Consider the following 19,035-nt stretch of genomic DNA (forward strand, 5'->3'; position numbering starts at 1 on the left):
GGATCTTCATCGGTCTGCTCATGAATGCCCCGCGATGGTCTCGTCCAAACCGTGGTTGTTCAGCCGACATGCTGATCGTGCTCCCCGAAACACGTCTTCCGACGTTAGCAGAGGCGTCAACTGAATCGACTGCACCCGCCGACCCCAGAACGCGACGTCCACCCGCCCTCATCTGGGACAACGGCCGACGGCCCCAACGGCGACGTTTCAGCGCGAGGCGCCTGCGGTACCCGACGGACACAGTCACATCGGAGTTCACCACCACCTGGCGAAGGGACAGCTATGCCAGATCTCACACCTGAACGGGAGGTCGCCTCGCGCGAAGCCATCGCCCGACGACCGGCCCGGAAGTCGCGCGGACTCAACGCCATCGGTCTTCTCGGAATCTTCTGTCTCGGACTGATGCTGGTGCTCGGCGGTATGGCGATCGCGGCCGGCGCCGGCGACCGGGACGCGACCGTCTGGCTCGCCATCGGCGCCGTCATCGCCGGTCTCCTCGCGGTCGGCCTCCTCATGGGCAGCCGAGTTCTCCTGCGGCGGCGGGCGGGTCGCGACGGCGAACGAGCCCACCAGGATCCGATCCAGCCCGAGACCACGGCCGAGGAGGCCGAGCGCTACGAAGAGCGGTACCACGGTTTTCCCGTCGACCACGACGGCAAGCACGAACGGGCGCGGGTAGAACGCCGCGAAGACCACAACGACCACGGAAAGGCCTGAAAGCATGCGCGCAGTGACCTGGCAGGGCAAGCGAAACGTATCGGTGGAGACCGTGCCCGATCCGAAGATCATCGAACCGACGGACGCCATCATCAAGGTCACCTCGACCAACATCTGCGGTTCCGATCTGCACCTCTACGAGGTGCTCGGTCCGTTCATGAACGCGGGGGACATCCTCGGCCACGAGCCGATGGGGATCGTCGAGGAGGTCGGTTCCGACACCGGGGATCTACGGGTCGGGGATCGCGTCGTCATCCCGTTCCAGATCTCCTGCGGCTCATGCCAGTTCTGTAATGACGGATTCATGACGCAGTGTTCGACCACCCGCGTCACCGACCAGGGCACGGGGGCGGCACTCTTCGGCTACTCGCAGCTCTATGGCTCGGTGCCGGGCGGGCAGGCGGAGTATCTCCGTGTGCCGCAGGCACAGTACACCCACATCAAGGTGCCGATGGAGAACCCGGATTCCCGCTATGTGTACCTGTCGGACGTTCTCCCGACGGCATGGCAGGCCGTCGAGTACGCCGAAATCCCCAGCGGCGGAACGGTGACCGTCCTCGGACTCGGACCCATCGGTGACATGGCCGCACGTATCGCCGCCCACAAGGGCGCGCGGGTGATCGGCGTAGACCGCGTGCCCGAGCGCATCGCGCGTGCACAGGCGCGCGGCATCGAGACGGTCAACATGGACGAGGTCGGCGATGTCGGCGAGGCGATTCGCGACCTCACCGGTGGACTGGGCACGGACTCGGTCATCGATGCCGTCGGCATGGAAGCCCACGGTTCACCACTGACCAAGGCCATGCAGACCGTCGTCGGTCTGCTCCCAGACCCGATCGCGCGTAAGGCGATGTCGGAGGCGGGTCTCGACCGGTTGGGCGCGCTCTACTCGGCCATCGACATCGTCAAGCGCGGCGGGACGATCTCCTTGTCCGGCGTGTACGGCGGTGCTGCCGATCCGTTGCCGATGCTGACGATGTTCGACAAGCAGATCCGGCTCCACATGGGGCAGGCCAACGTGAAGCGGTGGGCCGACGACATCCTTCCGCTGCTGACGGATGAGGACCCGCTCGGTGTCGACACCTTCGCGACGCATGAGCTCCCGCTCGACGAGGCACCCGACGCCTACGCCAAGTTCCAGCGCAAGGCCGACGGGATGGTCAAGGTCATCCTGAAGCCCTGACCGAGACCGAGGGCCCGCGCCGATGCCTCCGGCGCGGGCCCTCGGTACCCGAACGTGTGACCGCAGTTGGTGGACCGCAGTGGTTACGCGTGCTTGAGCAGGGGCTCCTCGTACTCGTCGTCGTCGGCAACCTCTTCACGCAGCGTGTCGAGAATCCGGGTGAGAAGCCTCGACACATGCATCTGTGAGATCCCGACGTGCCGGGCGATCTCACTCTGGGACATCGAACGGAAGAACCGCAGGGTGAGGATCGTCCGTTCGCGTTCGGTGAGCCGCTTGAGCGCCGGCTGGAGGGTCACGAACTCCTCGATCATGTCGAGTCGCTCGTCCTCGTCGCCCAGCGTGTCGGCGAGCGTCCAGCCGTCGGTGGACGAACCCGCCTCGGCATCAATGGAACTCGCTGTGTACGCCGACCGCGCAACCATCCCTTCGATGACCTCGCTGACCGGTAGTCCGAGGTGCTCGGCGATCTCACTCGGTCGCGGCGACCTACCGAGGGACTGCAACAGCTCCTCGCTGGCCTTTGCGATGTTGAGTGAGGCCTCCTGCGCACGGCGTGGCACTCTGATCGACCACGTGCTGTCACGGAAATACCTCTTGACCTCGCCCATCACCGTCGGGACGGCGAAGGCGAGGAAATTGTTGCCACGCTCGACATCGAATCTGTCTACTGCGTGCATGAGACCGATCCGCGCCACCTGGCGGAGATCGTCGACCGGTTCGCCACGATCGGAGAACCGTCGTGCGACGTGATCGGCGAGCGGTAGACACCGCTCGATCACTTCGTCGCGTTTTTTCGCACGTAAGTCGTCGTCGCGTTCACTGCGGATCTCACGCAGTATCGGGAGGACGTCGCTGTAATCGTCGTGCTCGGCGCGTTCTTGTGCCGCCATTTGTCACCACCCAGACGTTCTGATCTTGCGACCGATGGGCTGACTGCTGCCCCATCTAGCATGGATTGCGATGTGCGCACGCGACTCGACGCACATCGCTACTAGACAACCACGTTCTTCGGCGCACGTCCAGCTACGGCGTCTCACGATGCGGGATTCCGAAACCTACGAACGTAACCTTCTCGACCTTGTTCGGCACTCGAAACACCCGTAGGGTTGATAGAGCGGTTCAGGTAGGAGCTGCACAGAATTGGCGAGAGGGCACCCAGGGCTCCTCGCTCACGCGACATCACGGCTTATCTCCGTTCAGGACGATCGTGAACTTGGGGTCTCGCGCCGTCACCGGCGTCGGACACTGACCGGGCTCGATCGTCGATCGATCGCTCGGCACGCTTCCTACTGAGACGAGCAATCCATGCCACTCACCACCTCGACAGTCTTCCGTTCGGCGTTCGACACCGGCAGAGGGCCGTCGACAACCACACCCAGGCGCTTCGATTCCGCGAAATCCTATTGTGTACAGCGCTTTTCCGGCAGCGTCGACCGTGAAACGGCCGCCGACTTCGCGGCCGCCCTCGACCGCGTCGCGCGTGATCGAGTCCATGGCGTCGTCCTGGACTTCTCCGCGGTGAACTTCTTCGGCACGATCGGACTCGTACTGCTCCAGACCTTCGTCGACGACGCCACCGAGCGATCGATTCCCGTTGTCCTGGTTGGCGAACGAACCGTCAGCCGCCCACTGGAGATCTGCGGGATGACATCCTACGTACGGGTCTTCGACACCGTCGACGACGCCGGACGCCAGCTTACCGAAGGTGAGATCGGTCCCAGCGCAACGGAATTCGCTACCTTCGAGTAGAACTCCGCCGGCTCGCCCCGGCAGGTCACCTCTTCAGGGTGATCTGCCGCGCTATCTCGACGAGCTTGGTGTTCGATTCCTGGGACAGCTTCTTCAACAGCTCGAAAGCCGCCACGGCATCGATGCTGAAACGCTCCATCAGGATGCCCTTCGCCTGGCCGATCACATCGCGGTTGGCGAGGGCGCTGTGGAACTGATGGTCCTTCTTGATGGTGTTCCAGGCCAACGCGGCGTGGGTGGCGTAGACAACGCCGACGTCCTCGGCGTGTAGGTCGAAGACCTGCGGCTCGTCCGCGAAGAGGTTGAGCGCACCGATTTTGTTCTGGTTGGCGAAGAGTTGGAAGGACAGCACGGAACGGATCGGCACCTCGTCCATCGCGCGACTCCGGTATACCGGCCACCGCTCGTCCTTCTCGAGATCGTCGACGCGGACAACCCGGTCGTGGAGGGCAGCCGAAAGGCACGGTCCCTCACCGACCTCCGCCTGGATGCGATCATGCAATTCTGCGATCTCGTGCGTCGAACCGAAGGACTCGATGGATCGTCGATCCGTCGCGACCGTGAGTCCGGCGTATTGGGCACCGGGGATCTCCGACACCGCACCCTCGACGATGGTCTTGGCCACCAGTTCGTCGTCGGCGTCGTCCCCGTGCAGCTCTCGAGCCATCTCCGCGATGCGGAGATGGACGTCGTCGTTCGCGTCGGTCACGATCGAACTCCTTCCCGGCGAGCGGGGCGTAGCGGGACCGTCCATGGCCGCCGCGGCTGTGTGGACCCGAGTACCCAACTTACCGTGTGCAAACCACCTGAACGGGGTTTCAGTGCACTGGACGATCTCCACCCGTCCAGCTCGCAAAACCACCCCTTTTCCGCAACGTCACCCCCGAGTGGGTGGTATGGCGGAAAAGGGGAGGGTCTACCTCAGCGGAACGCGGTTTCGCCGGTGAGGGCACGTCCGATGGTGAGCTGGTGGACCTCGGAGGTGCCCTCGTAGGTGAGGACGGACTCGAGGTTGTTGGCGTGCCGGATGACCGGGTACTCGAGCGTGATGCCGTTGGCGCCCAAGATGGTTCGGCATTCGCGGGCGATCTTGATGGCCTCTCGGGTGTTGTTGAGCTTGCCGGTGCTCACCTGTTCGGGGGTGATCTCGCCGCGGTCCTTCAGACGGCCGAGGTGGTAGGCCAGCAGATGCCCTTTGCCGACCTCGAGTGCCATGTCGGCGATCTTGGCCTGGGTGAGCTGGTACCCGGCGAGCGGCTTGTCGAAGACCTCGCGGGATCGGGCGTAGTCGATGGCGGTCTCGAGGCAGTCGCGGGCGGCGCCGATCGCACCGAAAATGATGCCGAACCGGGCCTCACCCAGGCTGGTCAGCGGGCCGCGCAGGCCCTGTGCCTTCGGCAGCACGGCGGATTCCGGCAGGCGGACGTTGTCGAGGACGAGTTCGGAGGTCACGGACGCGCGCAGCGACATCTTCTTGTGGATCTCCGGCGCGGAGAACCCGGGGGTGTCGGTGGGGACCACGAAGCCGCGGATGCCCTCATCGGTCTGGGCCCACACGACCGCGACGTCGGCGATCGAGCCGTTGGTAATCCACATCTTGGTGCCGTTGAGCAGCCAGTCACCGCCGTCGCGCTTGGCGTTGGTGCGCATGCCGGACGGGTTGGACCCGAAATCGGGTTCGGTCAGGCCGAAACATCCGATCGCGTCACCGGCGGCCATGCGCGGCAGCCACTCGTTCTTCTGCTCCTCCGAACCCCAGTGGTGGATGGAGAACATCGCGAGCGAGCCCTGCACCGACACCAGGCTGCGGATACCGGAGTCGACGGCCTCGAGTTCGAGGCAGGCGAGACCGTAGGCGGTGGCGGTCATGCCCGGGCAGCCGTAGCCCTCGAGGTGCATACCGAGCGCGCCGATCTGACCGAGTTCCTTGGCGATCTCGCGGGCCGGGAGTCTCGCGTCCTCGAACCAGTCGGCGATGTGCGGCCGCAGACGCGCGTCGGCGAAGTCGCGGACGGTGTCGCGGATCGCGATCTCGTCGGCGTCGAGCAACGAGTCCAGGGCGAAGAGCTGGGTCAGAGTGCTGGGGCGAGACATCGGAACCTCCGGGGAGTCGGGCGGCGTAGAACTGATCCTACAAGTCCGTCGAGAACGTTTGCGAGAACGTTTGCATGGACTAACGTAAGGGGTCCGACGCGCAGCGTCAACAGAGGCACTCGACAGGAATGGGGACCAGCGTGGCCGGTGGTCAGCGGACGCCGACGCTCAAGGAGATCGCCCGACGCGCGGGGGTCCATGTGTCGACGGCGTCCCGGGTGCTGCGACAGTCGGAACCCGCCGACGGCTGGTCGGAGTCGGCACTGAGGGTCCGCGAGGTCGCCGACGAGCTGGGCTACCAGCGCAATCTGTGGGCGGCGAGTCTCCGCACCCGCAAGACCACCACCCTCGGCGTCGTGATGACCCGACTCACCGACGGCGTGGTCGCCACGACCTACCAGGGCATCGAGCAGGAGGCGACCCGCGCCGGCTACTCGGTGCTCCTGTCCAGTCCGCCCGACGACCCGGAAGCCCAGCGTGCGGCTATCGAACTGCTCGTGGGACGGCAGGTCGACGGCCTCCTCCTCAGCGGATTGCATCGCCCGGGCCGGGAGTTCATCGCCTCGTTGCGGGTCGGCGACGTACCGATGCTGACCCTGACCCGGCACGCAGACGCCGGACTGCCCTTCGTCGGCGGCGACGACGTGCGCGGCGGCGCCCTCGCCGCACGGCACCTGATCGATCGCGGGTACACCGACCTCGCCGTCATCGCCGGTCCCGCTCACGCGACGACGGCAACGGATCGTCTGGCCGGCTTCCGGGCCGAGACCACGGCGGCAGGTATCGAACTTCCCGACTCTCGGGTCGTCGCATCGAGTTTCGAGGTGCGCGGCGGCACCGAGGCCGGGCAGGTTCTGCTCGACGCACCGAACCGGCCGCGGGGGATCTTCGCGGTGTCCGACACCATCGCCGTCGGTGTGCTCGGCGTCGCCCGCGACCTCGGACTACGTGTCCCCGAGGACCTGGCCCTCGTCGGCTACAACGACATCCCGATCGCCGCGCAGCTTCCGGTGCCGCTCACCACGATCCACTCCCCCGCCCTGGAGATCGGGCAGACCGCGGTGCGCGGGTTGCTCGATCTGATCGCGGGACGCGACGTCGAGTCGCGGCGCCTGCCGGTCGGGCTGATGGCACGCGGAACCACCTGAAAGCCGCGCGCCGCGTATCAGAAATGCTGCGCGCCGCCGTCGATCGAGATCTCCTCGGCGGTGATGAACTTCGACTCGTCCGATGCCAGGAAGGCCACCACGCCGGCGACCTCGTCGGCCTCGGCGGCGAACTGGTTGAGGAATGTCATGCCCATCCCGGCAAGGCGCGGGTTGGCCTTGTTCGTCTCCTCGATGCGTTCGACCATGCGGCCCGAGCCCATCGGCGTGATCACCGCGCCGGGATGGACGGTGTTGACACGAATGTCGTGCTGCCCCAACTCCGCGGCGAAGGCGCGCGACATCCCGACGAGCGCGTGCTTGCTCGTCGTGTAGTGAACCATGAACGGCTGCAGCTTCTTCCCGGCGAGCGAACTGATCAGGACGACCGATCCCCCGCCACGGCCGATGAGGTGGGGAGCCGAGGCGGTGACGGTGTTCCAGACGCCGGTCACATTGATGTCCATGGTGTCGCGAAAGCTCTGCGGGGTCACCTCGTCCCAGGTCTCGGGGATGCAGATACCCGCGTTGGCGACGACGACGTCGAGCCCGCCGAGCTCCTCGACCCCATCGGCAACCGCCGCCCGAAGACCGTCGAGATCTCTTGTGTCGCAGCGGGTGAGAATGGCCTTGGCGCCGAGGTCCTCGACCAGACGCTGGGTCTCGGCGAGATCGTCCTCGGTGGCCGGATCATACGGAACGCCCGGGAGCGGTCCGACGACGTCGACGCCGATGATCTGTGCCCCCTCGGACGCGAGCCGTACCGCGTGGGCTCGCCCCTGTCCTCGGGCGACGCCCGTGATGAACGCAACCTTGTCCGCCAAACGCGCCATGCCGATCCTTGTCTGCCGTAGATGTCGGGTCCGTGATCAGTCGACCGACTGCATACTGGCCGACCCTACCGACGACGGCCGGACGCGAAGTGGTTTCCCCACTCACCGGTACGCGACGGCCCGATCAGGGATTGACCGCCGCGGCACGTGCCGAGTCGAGCGCGAACCGATTCTCGTCCCATCCGTCGGCGAGCGGGCCGAAGAAATGGAAGCGCACCCTCTTCACGCGGTAGAGCCACCGCCCGTCCTGCTTGACCAGCTCGTCGGTGTAGCGACCGGCAGCGATCGACGCGACACCGTCGAGGACGCACGGCTGCCAGAGAAATGACCGGGCAACAGCCGTGTCATCGTCGATCTCGATCTCGAGGTTGGTGATGAAGTGCCAGAACGAGGTGAGGCCGCCGTCGGCGAGACCTGCGAAGAAGGCGCGCATCTCGATCTTGCCCCGCGGGTTCGACAGGCCGTCGAACTCACCGTCGTCGGTGAACAGAGTCATCAGGTCATCCCAGTTCCCGTCGTCGAGGTGACGGCAATATCGCGCGTCCAGTGCGCGGATCGCCTCGAGATCCTCGAGGCGCGTCAACCGCGCGGCCAGATCGGGTTCGGTGCTCATGCTCATGCTCCAGAGTTCGTCGACGGACAGCGCAGCATATTAACGATTGTTCACGTGATCCATACCATAAGCCGGGTCGCCTGCGAGCGTCAACCAACCCGCGATCCGCTTCCTTGCTGGTGGAACCACACCGCCCTACCCTGAGCGGATGAACACCCGATCGCCATCGGCCACCGCCGCATCCCGCGACCGCATCCTCGACGCCGCGCTCGACGAGTTCTTCACCGCCGGATTTCACGGCGCGACGATGCGCACCATCGGTAATCGCGCTGGTTGCAGCGCCGCAAACGTGTACAACCACTTCGAGAACAAGTCCGATCTGCTGGTCGAGATCCTCCGCACCGCGAGCGACGAGCAGTTCACCGCGACCCGCAACGCGATCCGCCGGGCCGGCAAGGACCCCGTCGAACAGTGGCGCGCGGCCGTCGTCGCACACGCCCTCTACACCGCGCAGAAGCCGCGCGAATGTCTGGTCGCGAACACGGAACTGCGCTACCTGGGCGAGATCGACCGCAAGCGTGTCGTCGGCTCGCGCGACGCCCAGGAGCAGCAGTTCATCGACATCGCCGAAAGAGCGGTCGATCAGGGGCTATTCCACATCGACCGCGTACACCAGGCTGTCACCGCAGTTCTCCTGATGTGCGCCGGAATCCCGGTGTGGTTCCGCCCGGACGGGCCGCGGACCGCGTCCGAGGTCGCCGAGGACTACGGCCAGTACGCCCTCAACCTCGTCGGATACCGCCCAGACGTCGGTCAGGCATTGACCGCGGGCTGACCCGGTGCTCTAATGGTGAACGCACGTTAATGAGTGGCCGGCGAGTACGACCCGGTTCACTCCGGCCCGCATTCACCAGGAGAAGGCCATGACCCATCGGCCGTCACAGCCCCGGACCGACAGCCCGCGATACCTGACCGAGGATCGGATCGCCATCCGCGACCTCGCCCGCGACTTCGCCATGAAGCAGGTCCTGCCGGTCGCGAACGAGCTCGACCCTGTCCAGGGGACCATCCCCGACACCCTCAAGAAGGCGATGGCCGAGGTCGGGTTCTTCGGCATCATGATTCCCGAGGAGTACGGCGGCCTCGGACTCGGCGTCTTCGAGTACTGCCTGGTCGCCGAAGAACTCTCGCGTGCCTGGATGAGCGTGTCCGGCCTGCTGGCGCGCGGCAACGGCATGGGCGGCGGTTTCACCTCCGAGCAGGAGGCCGCACTGCTGCCCCGCGTCGCACGCGGCGAATACCTCGGCGCCTACGCGCTGTCCGAGGCCGAGGCAGGCTCCGACGTCGCCAACATCTCCTGCCGGGCGACCCGCGACGGCGACGACTGGGTCGTCAACGGAACCAAGATGTGGTGCACCTACGCCGACGAGGCCGACTACCTCGTGCTGTTCGCCCGCACCGACCCGAACAAGGACCCGGCCAAGCCGCATCGCGGCATCAGCGCCTTCCTCGTCGAGAAGGACCGCGGCGTGTTCCCCGAGGGCGTGTCCGGCACCAAGGTCCGCAAGATCGGCTACTTCGGCTGGAACACCTGGGAACTGTCCTTCGACAATTTCCGCATCCCGGCCGACCGGATGCTCGGCGAGGAGGGCAAGGGCTTCTACCTCGCGGTCAGCGGGCTCGAGGTCGGCCGTGCCCACACGGCGGCCCGCGCCATCGGCCTGGCCCGCGCCGCACTCGAGGACTCCATCGCCTACATGCACACCCGTAAACAGTTCGGCCACGAACTCGCGGACTTCCAGCACCTGCGTTTCAAGATCGCCACGATGGCCGCCGACATCGAAGCGGCCCGGCAACTGATGTACTCGGTCGCCACCGACATCGACACCGGCAGGCGTTGTTCGCTCGAGGCCTCGATGTGCAAGCTCGTCGCCACCGAGATGGCCGAACGGGTGACCAGCGAGGCCGTCCAGATCCACGGCGGCGCGGGGTACACCACCGACTTCCAGGTCGAACGGCATTGGCGCGACGCCCGTCTCACCAAGATCTTCGAGGGCACCAGCGAGATCCAGATGCGGATCATCTCCGACGAGTTGCTGGGCCGGGCCGGGTCATGACCACCGTCACCGCCTCGCCCCGCGTCGGCGCACGAACCTCGACCGCCGCGCAGACCGCGGCCGATGTCCTCGACCGCCACGGGTACCGAATCCCTTCTCGTTCACCGTCGTTCGGGATGGTGGTGGCGGAGTGGCTGACCGACCCGGTCCCGGCTGCCGAACGGGTCGGCGTCACCTGGTCGGCCACAACGCCGATCACCGGGTCGGACCGTGTCCACGCCACCACCGTCGTGACCCGCGTCGGACCCGACGGCATCGACCGTGAGGTCCGGCTGCTCGACGACACCGGGCGGGTTCGCGAATCCGGAACGGAAACCTGGCGTACCGAGATCCGGACCGAAGTGATTCCGTCGCTTGACTTCTGCTCGATCGAGTGGGGTGAGCAACTACGTGGACGCCTGCATCACGACGCCGCGTTCACCTCGTCGGTCTCCACCTGGGACGGCACCGTCGGACTGCGGTGCGGCAACCGCGAAGTGCACCTGCGCATCTACAAGGGCCAGGTCATCGACGTCACGCGGCGCGCGCTCCTGGGTGCCACGTTCACCTTCGAAGCGGCCCCTGTCACCTGGGTGGATCTGATGCTGTCCGACTCAGACGACTTCATGCGTCGCGCACTCCGTGGTGAGTTCTCCTCAGCCGGAAACGGATACGAGTATCTGCGATTGACCAAGCCGTTACACGCGATCATCCAGAACGCGCGAGCGATGGCGCGGGAGGTGCACTCATGATCGAGGCACGCTACCTCGAGATCCAGGGCGCCTTGGCGTTCGTCGAGATCGTCACCGCCGACCCCACCGCGCCGGGCCGGCGCGTCGCCGACATACCGACGGTGCTGTGCATCCACACCGCCGGACAGAGCGGCGTCCAATGGCGTTGTGCTGCAAAGGACATCGCCGACCGCGGCTACCGCGTCATCGTCCCGGACCTACCGGGTCACGGACGCTCCGAGCCCTGCCCAACCGGCCCGATCACCGGCCTCGGCCACTACGCCGACTGGCTCACCGCCGTCCTTCGGCGTCTGGACGTCGAGCGGCCGTATGTCATCGGGTGTTCCATCGGCGGCAAACTCACGCTCGAACTGGCGACGCGGCCGGAGTACCCGCTCGCCGGGGCCGTCGCCATGGCCGCCGAGACCGGGCCGGGCCGGGTCAGGATCGCCGGTCTACGACGCGAACTCGAGGATGTCGCCGGGCCCGCCCGCGCGGACCGCACCTACCTCGGCAGCCTGGCCTCCGTAGGACGGGCGGTGCCTGCGGCGCGGGCACATCTCATCGGCCTCATGCACAAACGTGAGGACCCGGAGATCTCCTCGTCGGATCTCATCGGCTGGGGCAGTCACGATGTCCGCGACCGGCTCACCGAACTCACCTGTGGCCTGCACCTGGTCTGCGGCGCCGACGATCCGTGGATCAGTGTGGACGCCGTCCGCCGAGCCGCCGACGAGATCAACGAACTCGACGGTCCGCGTGCGGAGTTCACCGAGCTGGCCGGATACGGCCACTATCCGATGGAGGAGCTCCCCGACTTCGGTTCACGCGCCGACGCCTGGCTGCGGTCCCTGTCGTCCGGCACGCGCACCCCGGAGGTCGTGTCATGACCATCACCACCCGTCCCACGCTCGCGGGAATGCTCGCCGACCTCGTCCAGAAGTCCCCGGACAGTCCGGTGGCGATGGACGTCGCCGACGGCGAGGTGATCACCCTCACCCGATCCGAACTCGCACGACGAGTCGAGCAGCTGCGCGAAGAGCTGTCCGACATCGGTGTCCGTCGAGGCCAGTGTCTGGCGGCATATCTGCCGAACTGGTCCGACGCGCTCGTCTGGCAGTTCGCCGCGTCGGCCGTCGGTGCGCACGTCATCGGGGTCAACACCCGGTACAACGTCGGCGAGGTCGCCCACATCCTGAACTCGGCGCGGCCCGTGGTGGTCGCCGTCCCCGCACAGTTCCACGGGCTCGACATCTTCGGCACCTTGCGCGATGCGAGTTCGGCGGCCGATCCCGTTCCCGCGATCGCGGTCGTCCCCGGGCCGTTGAGTCCCACCGCGACGCCGTCCGACTTCGATCTCGGCGCGGGAGCCTGGATCGCCGGAAGTGGCGACACCACCGGCGTTCACGCACCCGCGACCCCGTCGACGGCGGCATGGACACCTGCGGGTGAGCGCGCTGCGGACACCGGTGAACTCGGGGTCGCATTCACGACCTCGGGCTCCACCGGGACCCCCAAGCTCGCCGCGCACCGGGATTGTGCCGTCGTCCGACATGCGCATGCCGATTCCGTCATCATGGACGTCCGCGAGGGCGACGTGGTCCTCGGCGTCCTACCCGTGTCGGGTGTCTTCGGATTCAGCACGGCCATGGCTGGTCTCGCCGGTGGCGCAGCCATCCTGATGGAGCCCGTCTTCGACGCGGTGGCCGCCCTCGATCGAGTCGAATCGCTGCGTGTGACCCACATCGTCGGCGGCGACGACCTCTTCGGGCGCCTGTACGACACCTGGCATGACGGCCGGCGTACCGACCTGAGTTCGTTGCGTTGGCTCGGCATCGCGGACTTCCTCGGCCGGTCCCATGACATCGCCCGGTGGGCGCGTGACGAGGCCGGCGCCGAGACGACCGGTGTCTTCGGTTCGTCGGAGGTCTTCGCCCTCGCTCTGCTGTGGTCGTCGGACGACCCGGAATCGTTGCGCTGGAACGGCGGTGGCCGGCCGGTGGAGGATGCCATCGAGGTCCGTGTCGTCGATCCGTTCGACGACCGCATCCTGGGAGCCGACGAGGAGGGTGAACTGCAGTTCCGCGGTCCCAACGTCGTCGACGCGTATCTCGGCAACCCGGAAGCCGCCACGCGGGCATTCACCACCGACGGCTGGTTCCGCAGCGGCGATCTCGCGCGCACCCTCGGCACCGGCGGCTTCCGTTATGTGTGCCGTATGGGAGATGTGTTGCGGCTACGAGGTTTCCTCGTCGACCCGGCGGAGATCGAGCACCGCCTCGCCGAACACGAGAACGTGCAGACCGCGAAGGTCGTCGGGGTCACCGGTTCTGGTGGTTACACCGAGGCGGTGTCCTTCGTCGTACCCGTCGACCCCGACGCCGACCTCGACGCCGCCTCGTTGAAGGCCTGGTGCCGCGACCGCCTGGCCGCGTTCAAGGTGCCTGCCGCCGTACACGTGATCGAGGAGATGCCGACCACGGTCGGGGGCAACGGAACCAAGATCCGGGCCGTCGAGCTGCGCGACTGGGCGCAGCGGTGGTCAGGCCAGGAAGTGGACTACCGCAAAGGAACACCCGCATGAGCGTGAACACCGCACCACCCGCAGCCGACGACGTCGTGATCTGTGAGCCACTCCGTACGCCCGTGGGACGCTACGGCGGTTCGTTCGTCGACGTCCCGGCGACCGACCTGGCCGCGACGGTGATCTCGGAACTGTTGCAACGCACCGCGATCGACCCGGAGAGTATCGACGACGTGATCTTCGGCCAGTGTTACCCCAATGGCGAGGCGCCGGCCATCGGTCGCGTCGCCGCACTCGATGCGGGACTCCCCGTCACCGTGCCTGGTTCCCAGCTCGACCGGCGTTGCGGCTCCGGTCTACAGGCCGTACTCGACGCCGCGATGCGCATCCAGACCGGGGTCGCCGAGCTGGTGATCGCCGGCGGCGTCGAATCCATGAGTCGCGCAGAGTATTACACCGAATCGATGCGATGGGGCGCCAAGGGCGCGCCGGCCGCCCTGCACGACCGGCTGGCCCGCGGCCGCGTCACCGCGGGCGGAAAGAACCATCCGGTCCCCGGTGGCATGCTCGAGACCGCGGAGAACCTCCGCCGCGAGTACTCGATCCCGCGCCGGGAACAGGACGAGTTGGCCGTCGAATCGCATCGACGCGCCGTGGCCGCCATCGAGAGCGGCAAGTTCGCGGAAGAGATCGTGCCGGTGTCGGTTCCGCAGCGCAAAGGCGACGACCAGGTCGTCGACCGCGACGAACATCCCCGTGCCGACACCACGCTGGAGTCACTGGCCCGACTGCGCCCGATCATGGGCAGATCCGATCCCGAGGCGACCGTCACCGCCGGCAACGCCAGCGGCCAGAACGACGGCGCCGCCGCCACACTGGTGACCACCCGGGCGAATGCCGAACGCCTGGGTCTCGATCCGCTCGCCCGCCTGGTCACCTGGGCGGTCGCCGGTGTCGGCCCGGAGGTGATGGGCATCGGCCCGGTCCCCTCCACCGCCAAGGCACTCGCGCGGGCGGGTCTCGAACTGTCCGACATCGATCTCATCGAACTGAACGAGGCCTTCGCCGCCCAGGCGCTCGCGGTCACTCGAGAGTGGAAGTTCGCCGACGCCGATTTCGAGCGCACCAATGTCAACGGGTCGGGTATCTCATTGGGTCACCCGGTCGGTGCGACCGGCGTGCGGATCCTGACGACACTGCTGCGTGAACTCGACCGTCGTGAGGCACGTTTCGGACTCGAGACCATGTGCATCGGGGGCGGCCAGGGGCTCACCGCGATCTTCGAGCGGGTCTGAGACCCGGTTCAGCCGACAAAGGTGGCGACCCAGCGCTCGAAGCGCGGGACGTCGCCGCCGTGGGCCTCGAACCATCCCCAGGCCCCGCCCGGCGTGCCGGTCACCTCGTCGATGACGAGGTCGATGGCCTCACGCGGAGTCCGCAGGATCGGAGCGGCGAGTGTGGTGCCGGCCGGGATTCTGCGCCGCTCGCGCAATCGTGCGAAGACCCCAGCGATGAAGTCCTCGGTGCGCTGGTAGTCGGCGATCACCGAATCCGCCTCGACCCCGGCGAGGAGCAGTGCGATCGCCACGACCATGCCCGTGCGATCCTTGCCGGCCGCGCAGTGCACGAGTGTCGAACCGGTGGAATCGAATTCGTTGAGAGCCGCGGTGAGCCGGTGTTGCCCGGTGCGGATGACCGACGAATAGATCTCGATGAGCGCCGTGTCGGCGAGCCGGTCGATACGCGCACTCGACGACACCTGCCGATTGACGACCCGCACAGCCGACGGCCAGGTGACGGCTATCGGCTCGATCTCCGTGGGGTTCCGCAGGTCGACGACGGTACTCGGCGGCCACGGCACCCCCGCCGGGTCCTCGTCGGCGGGATAGGGCGCGTCGCTGCGGATCAACACGTTCGGCACCGTCACACCGCCCGACGCGAGGGGCAGCCCACCCAGGTCCCGAAGATTTGCGAACGTCCGGAGCCTGGCATCGGAGGAGGAGAGGGTCACGCGATTCCCGTCGTTGTCACTGACAAGTCGCACCTCAGGATACTGAAGTCTGGACCCTGCGGTATCCGTGCGTGAGCTATCTCTCCGGAGTCGCCTCGCGGCGGGTCTGCGCATCCCGGAACATCGCCACGACGGCCATGCGTACGTCCGTCCGGTTCACCACCGGACGGTCCCACTCGAATCGCATCTCGACGACCCCTTCCGGGACGGTGACGTCGAAGATCGCGACTTCGTGATCGAATCCGGTCATCACGGCCGCAGTCGCGTCCGGGCGTTGTCCGAGAGCGTGGCAGATCACCAGTGAATCGTCGGCGTGGTCGCCGTTCATGTGCGCCAGCACCCCGGCCACCACGTCCTCGGTGAACTGCGGTGTCGTGTCGTGACCAGCCATGTCAGCCTCTCTCGTCGATCTCGTCGAGGGTACTCGGCGCCGTCACCTCGTCTCCGGACGGTGTTGCCCCGGGACACGATCGAGCACTCACGTACGGTGAAGCGATGACCGGGTACCACTCCTACGAGCCGGCCGCGGGCCACCGGCTCGCCCATGACCCCCTCAACGCGATCATCGCGCCGCGTCCCATCGGCTGGATCTCCACGGTGTCCGACGACGGGGTGCGAAATCTCGCCCCCTACAGCTTCTTCAACCTCTTCAACTACTCCCCTCCGATCATCGGCTTCGCCAGCATCGGCTGGAAAGACACTGTCGCCAATGCCAAGTCGACCGGTGAGTTCGTGTGGAACCTCGCGACCGAGGCGATCGGCGAGCAGATGAACCAAACCTCCGCCGCGCTTCCTGCAGACGTCGACGAGTTCGACCACGCCGGCCTGACCGCGGTCGACTCCGACCTGGTCCGCCCGTCCCGGGTCGCCCAGAGCCCGGTCAACTTCGAGTGCCTGGTCACCGAGGCCTTCCAACTGCGGTCCGCCGCAGGCGAGTCCGTGGACACCTGGATGGTCCTCGGCGAGGTCGTGAAGGTGCACATCTCGACGGCGCTTCTCGGTGACGACCTGACCTACGACACGGCGCGCCCCCGACCCCTGTTACGCGCCGGCGGCAAGGGTGACTACTTCATTCCGAGCGACGAACACCATCTCTACATGGAGCGGCCCCAGCCGATGACGCGTTAGGTTCCCGACACCGCGCGCTGGATCGCCGGCGCCGTCGGCATCCCGGTGCGCGCCCCCACGTGAACCACCGACAACGACGCTGCTGCCGCACCACGCCGCGCAGCCGTCACGAGATCGTCGCCGGCCGCAAGGGAAGCCGCCAGCACGCCGTTGAAGGTGTCGCCGGCACCTGTCGTGTCGACCACCGTCTCGACCCTGCCCGCCGGCACGGCGGTCGCACCGGCGCGGTCGACGACCAGCAACCCATCGGCGCCGAGCGTGACGATCACGGTCACCTCGAAGTGTTTCGCGAGGGCGACTGCCATCTCGGTCTCGGTCATGCGGTCATGATCCGCGACCACCGACGTCCGCACGTACAGGTCGCGCAGTTCCGAGGCGTTGGGGGTGAGGATGTCCGGAACCGAGATCACGCCGACGAGTTCGTCGAGGACGGGGGCCGGATTGACGACGCACGGGACACCCTGTTCCGCAGCGGCTTTCACCGCTGCAATGGCTGCATCGGGGGCTATCTCGGTGCTGACGAGTACGCAACCGACTCCCCAGTCCGCGGCGCGGCCGACGGCCGCGCGTACCCGCTCGGGGTCGACACGCGCATTCGCCCCCGATCCCACCGCGATCTGATTCTCGCCGGACGGATCCACCACGATCAGCGCGGCGCCGGTGGCGACTCCGGCGACCCGGGTGACCTCGGTGATATCGACGCCCTCGTCTGCGAGCTCCGCGAGAGCCCCCGCTCCCATCTCGTCGTCACCAACCGCGCCGCAGTATCGGACAGCCGCGCCTGATCGCGCCGCCGCGACAGCGGCGTTCGCACCCTTGCCACCTCCGTGGCGGGCCACGTCCGGCCCGACGACGGTCTCCCCGGGGCCGGGCAGCCGATCGGCACCGACGACGAGGTCGACGTTCACGGCCCCGACTACGAGCACCTTCCCGGTGTCAGCATCGGTCATGAGGGCTCCTTCGACGTCGGCACAGGCAGGTGCGCACGATTCTGGCACCTCAGAAAGGCGCCGGACCGGGGCGCGCGGGAAGGAGACGCACACGTCCCGCGCGACCCCGGTACGTCACGGCGTGGTCGACGCACCGCGCCTGGGAAGTACCCAATCGGCGCGCGGGAAGTGGCAGGTGTAGCCGGACGGATACCTCAGCAGGTAGTCCTGATGCTCGGGTTCGGCCTCCCAGAACGGTCCTGCGGGCTCGATGGTCGTGACGGCCGCACCCGGCCACAGGCCCGACGCGTTCACGTCGGCGATCGTGTCCCGGGCCACCTGCTCCTGCTCCGGGCTCAGCGGGAAGATCGCCGACCGGTAGCTCGTCCCGACGTCGTTGCCCTGGCGGTTACGAGTGGTCGGATCGTGGATCTGGAAGAAGAACGCCAGAATGTCGCGGTACGTGGTCTGCGTCGGGTCGAACACGATCTCGACGGCCTCGGCGTGACCGGGATGGTTGCGATAGGTGGCGTGGTCGTTCTGCCCGCCCGTGTAGCCGACGCGGGTGTCGAGGACACCCGGCTGCTTGCGGATCAGGTCTTCCATCCCCCAGAAGCATCCGCCGGCGAGGACCGCGGTCTCGGTGCCGGGTCGGACGGTGATCTGGCCGGTGTCGGTGGTCATGCGGTCTCCCCTTCGGTATGGGTGTCTGCGGTTGTGGTGTCGCCGAACAGCCCGGTGTACTCCCCGTAGCCCTCGGCTTCGAGGTTGCTAGCCGGGATGAAGCGCAGCGCTGCCGAATTCATGCAGTAGCGCTGTCCGCCGGCTTCGCGCGGACCGTCGTCGAAGACGTGGCCGAGGTGGCTGTCGGCCCCCGACGAACGCACCTCGGTGCGTCGCATCCACAGGGTGCGATCGGACTTGGTCGTCACGGCGGCGGAGTCGATGGGTCTGGTGAAGCTCGGCCATCCGGTGCCGCTGTCGTACTTGTCGGTGGACGAGAACAGCGGCTGGCCGGAAACCACGTCGACGTAGATACCCGGCTCGTGGTTGTCCCAGTACTCGTTGTCGAACGCGCGCTCGGTGCCGTCGCGCTGGGTGACGCGGAACTGCGCGTCGGTGAGGCGGTTCAGGGCCTCGGGGGTCTTGCGGTATTCGGTGCTCACGATTCCTCCTGTCGACGCCGGCCGCTCGTCGATCTGGCAGAGCTCTCCGGCGTCATCATGCGCAACAACGCGGGGTCCCGATTTGGTCCCGCGCGAGTGAATCCGACAATTCAGGCTGGTGAATCCGGCTGCGAGGTCGTCGTTACCCTGAGGACCGCCAACCAACACAAAGG

21 protein-coding genes are annotated in these 19,035 nt (G+C 66.9%); 11 read left to right on the forward strand and 10 right to left on the reverse strand.

What is annotated here, in order from left to right:
* Window positions 1–282 precede the first annotated feature (282 nt).
* The gene (locus IHQ52_RS00600; protein WP_024499666.1) at window positions 283–717 is read left to right on the forward strand and encodes a hypothetical protein; all 435 of its coding nucleotides are present in this window, start codon (window positions 283–285) and stop codon (window positions 715–717) included.
* Between the two features lie 4 nt (window positions 718–721).
* On the forward strand, window positions 722–1,900 hold the full coding sequence (locus tag IHQ52_RS00605; protein ID WP_024499665.1) for a zinc-dependent alcohol dehydrogenase: 1,179 nt from the start codon (window positions 722–724) through the stop codon (window positions 1,898–1,900).
* 83 nt (window positions 1,901–1,983) lie between these two features.
* On the opposite strand, the gene IHQ52_RS00610 is transcribed toward IHQ52_RS00605, so the two are convergent.
* The gene (locus IHQ52_RS00610) at window positions 1,984–2,793 is read right to left on the reverse strand and encodes a SigB/SigF/SigG family RNA polymerase sigma factor (protein ID WP_024499664.1); all 810 of its coding nucleotides are present in this window, start codon (window positions 2,791–2,793) and stop codon (window positions 1,984–1,986) included.
* 415 nt (window positions 2,794–3,208) lie between these two features.
* Between IHQ52_RS00610 and IHQ52_RS00615 the strand changes: the two genes are divergently transcribed.
* A complete protein-coding gene (locus tag IHQ52_RS00615) occupies window positions 3,209–3,652 on the forward strand; it encodes an STAS domain-containing protein (protein WP_024499663.1) in 444 nt (147 codons plus the stop codon).
* A gap of 25 nt (window positions 3,653–3,677) precedes the next feature.
* Here IHQ52_RS00615 and IHQ52_RS00620 read toward each other — a convergent pair whose 3' ends face one another.
* Together IHQ52_RS00620 and IHQ52_RS00625 are read right to left on the reverse strand one after the other, a co-directional pair.
* Window positions 3,678–4,361, reverse strand: a complete 684-nt coding sequence (locus IHQ52_RS00620) for a GAF and ANTAR domain-containing protein (protein ID WP_024499662.1) — start codon at window positions 4,359–4,361, stop codon at window positions 3,678–3,680.
* 212 nt (window positions 4,362–4,573) lie between these two features.
* Complete coding sequence (locus IHQ52_RS00625) at window positions 4,574–5,746, reverse strand: acyl-CoA dehydrogenase family protein (RefSeq protein WP_024499661.1); 1,173 nt, start codon at window positions 5,744–5,746, stop codon at window positions 4,574–4,576.
* Window positions 5,747–5,874: 128 nt separating this feature from the next.
* Between IHQ52_RS00625 and IHQ52_RS00630 the strand changes: the two genes are divergently transcribed.
* Window positions 5,875–6,894 carry a LacI family DNA-binding transcriptional regulator gene (locus IHQ52_RS00630; protein ID WP_035760769.1) on the forward strand — a complete coding sequence of 340 codons (1,020 nt, stop codon included), beginning with the start codon at window positions 5,875–5,877 and terminating at the stop codon, window positions 6,892–6,894.
* A gap of 17 nt (window positions 6,895–6,911) precedes the next feature.
* Here the strand turns inward: IHQ52_RS00630 and IHQ52_RS00635 are convergent, their stop codons facing one another.
* Window positions 6,912–7,724, reverse strand: a complete 813-nt coding sequence (locus IHQ52_RS00635; RefSeq protein WP_024499659.1) for a mycofactocin-coupled SDR family oxidoreductase — start codon at window positions 7,722–7,724, stop codon at window positions 6,912–6,914.
* A 124-nt stretch (window positions 7,725–7,848) separates the two neighbouring features.
* Window positions 7,849–8,337 carry a nuclear transport factor 2 family protein gene (locus tag IHQ52_RS00640; RefSeq protein WP_024499658.1) on the reverse strand — a complete coding sequence of 163 codons (489 nt, stop codon included), beginning with the start codon at window positions 8,335–8,337 and terminating at the stop codon, window positions 7,849–7,851.
* A gap of 148 nt (window positions 8,338–8,485) precedes the next feature.
* Between IHQ52_RS00640 and IHQ52_RS00645 the strand changes: the two genes are divergently transcribed.
* The 6 genes from IHQ52_RS00645 to IHQ52_RS00670 all read left to right on the forward strand — a co-directional run bounded on the left by IHQ52_RS00645 (window position 8,486) and on the right by IHQ52_RS00670 (window position 14,923).
* Window positions 8,486–9,112 carry a TetR/AcrR family transcriptional regulator gene (locus tag IHQ52_RS00645; protein ID WP_024499657.1) on the forward strand — a complete coding sequence of 209 codons (627 nt, stop codon included), beginning with the start codon at window positions 8,486–8,488 and terminating at the stop codon, window positions 9,110–9,112.
* An 88-nt stretch (window positions 9,113–9,200) separates the two neighbouring features.
* Window positions 9,201–10,394, forward strand: a complete 1,194-nt coding sequence (locus IHQ52_RS00650) for an acyl-CoA dehydrogenase family protein (protein WP_024499656.1) — start codon at window positions 9,201–9,203, stop codon at window positions 10,392–10,394.
* Complete coding sequence (locus IHQ52_RS00655; RefSeq protein ID WP_024499655.1) at window positions 10,391–11,125, forward strand: hypothetical protein; 735 nt, start codon at window positions 10,391–10,393, stop codon at window positions 11,123–11,125. The genes IHQ52_RS00650 and IHQ52_RS00655 overlap by 4 nt, the downstream gene beginning before the upstream one ends.
* Window positions 11,122–11,994 carry an alpha/beta fold hydrolase gene (locus IHQ52_RS00660; protein WP_024499654.1) on the forward strand — a complete coding sequence of 291 codons (873 nt, stop codon included), beginning with the start codon at window positions 11,122–11,124 and terminating at the stop codon, window positions 11,992–11,994. The genes IHQ52_RS00655 and IHQ52_RS00660 overlap by 4 nt, the downstream gene beginning before the upstream one ends.
* Complete coding sequence (locus IHQ52_RS00665; protein ID WP_024499653.1) at window positions 11,991–13,688, forward strand: AMP-binding protein; 1,698 nt, start codon at window positions 11,991–11,993, stop codon at window positions 13,686–13,688. Before IHQ52_RS00660 ends, IHQ52_RS00665 begins: the two co-directional genes overlap by 4 nt.
* Window positions 13,685–14,923, forward strand: a complete 1,239-nt coding sequence (locus IHQ52_RS00670) for an acetyl-CoA C-acetyltransferase (protein WP_024499652.1) — start codon at window positions 13,685–13,687, stop codon at window positions 14,921–14,923. The genes IHQ52_RS00665 and IHQ52_RS00670 overlap by 4 nt, the downstream gene beginning before the upstream one ends.
* Window positions 14,924–14,931: 8 nt before the next feature.
* Here IHQ52_RS00670 and IHQ52_RS00675 read toward each other — a convergent pair whose 3' ends face one another.
* Window positions 14,932–15,639 (reverse strand): tyrosine-protein phosphatase, encoded by a 708-nt coding sequence (locus tag IHQ52_RS00675; protein ID WP_024499651.1) that lies wholly within the window; start codon window positions 15,637–15,639, stop codon window positions 14,932–14,934.
* 76 nt (window positions 15,640–15,715) lie between these two features.
* On the reverse strand, window positions 15,716–16,030 hold the full coding sequence (locus IHQ52_RS00680; RefSeq protein WP_024499650.1) for a DUF2470 domain-containing protein: 315 nt from the start codon (window positions 16,028–16,030) through the stop codon (window positions 15,716–15,718).
* A 104-nt stretch (window positions 16,031–16,134) separates the two neighbouring features.
* Here IHQ52_RS00680 and IHQ52_RS00685 point away from each other — a divergent pair, with 104 nt between their 5' ends.
* Window positions 16,135–16,767, forward strand: a complete 633-nt coding sequence (locus tag IHQ52_RS00685) for a flavin reductase family protein (RefSeq protein ID WP_024499649.1) — start codon at window positions 16,135–16,137, stop codon at window positions 16,765–16,767.
* Here IHQ52_RS00685 and IHQ52_RS00690 read toward each other — a convergent pair.
* The 3 genes from IHQ52_RS00690 to msrB all read right to left on the reverse strand — a co-directional run bounded on the left by IHQ52_RS00690 (window position 16,764) and on the right by msrB (window position 18,862).
* Window positions 16,764–17,717, reverse strand: a complete 954-nt coding sequence (locus IHQ52_RS00690; protein WP_024499648.1) for a PfkB family carbohydrate kinase — start codon at window positions 17,715–17,717, stop codon at window positions 16,764–16,766. The two genes, IHQ52_RS00685 and IHQ52_RS00690, sit on opposite strands and share 4 nt — an antisense overlap.
* A 114-nt stretch (window positions 17,718–17,831) precedes the next feature.
* Entirely contained in the window at window positions 17,832–18,380 is a 549-nt protein-coding gene (gene msrA, locus IHQ52_RS00695; protein ID WP_024499647.1) for a peptide-methionine (S)-S-oxide reductase MsrA, read from the reverse strand.
* Complete coding sequence (gene msrB / locus IHQ52_RS00700; RefSeq protein WP_024499646.1) at window positions 18,377–18,862, reverse strand: peptide-methionine (R)-S-oxide reductase MsrB; 486 nt, start codon at window positions 18,860–18,862, stop codon at window positions 18,377–18,379. Before msrB ends, msrA begins: the two co-directional genes overlap by 4 nt.
* Between the last annotated feature and the right edge of the window lie 173 nt (window positions 18,863–19,035).

It is taken from the genome of Gordonia amicalis (assembly GCF_022059885.1).
GTDB lineage: Bacteria > Actinomycetota > Actinomycetes > Mycobacteriales > Mycobacteriaceae > Gordonia > Gordonia amicalis.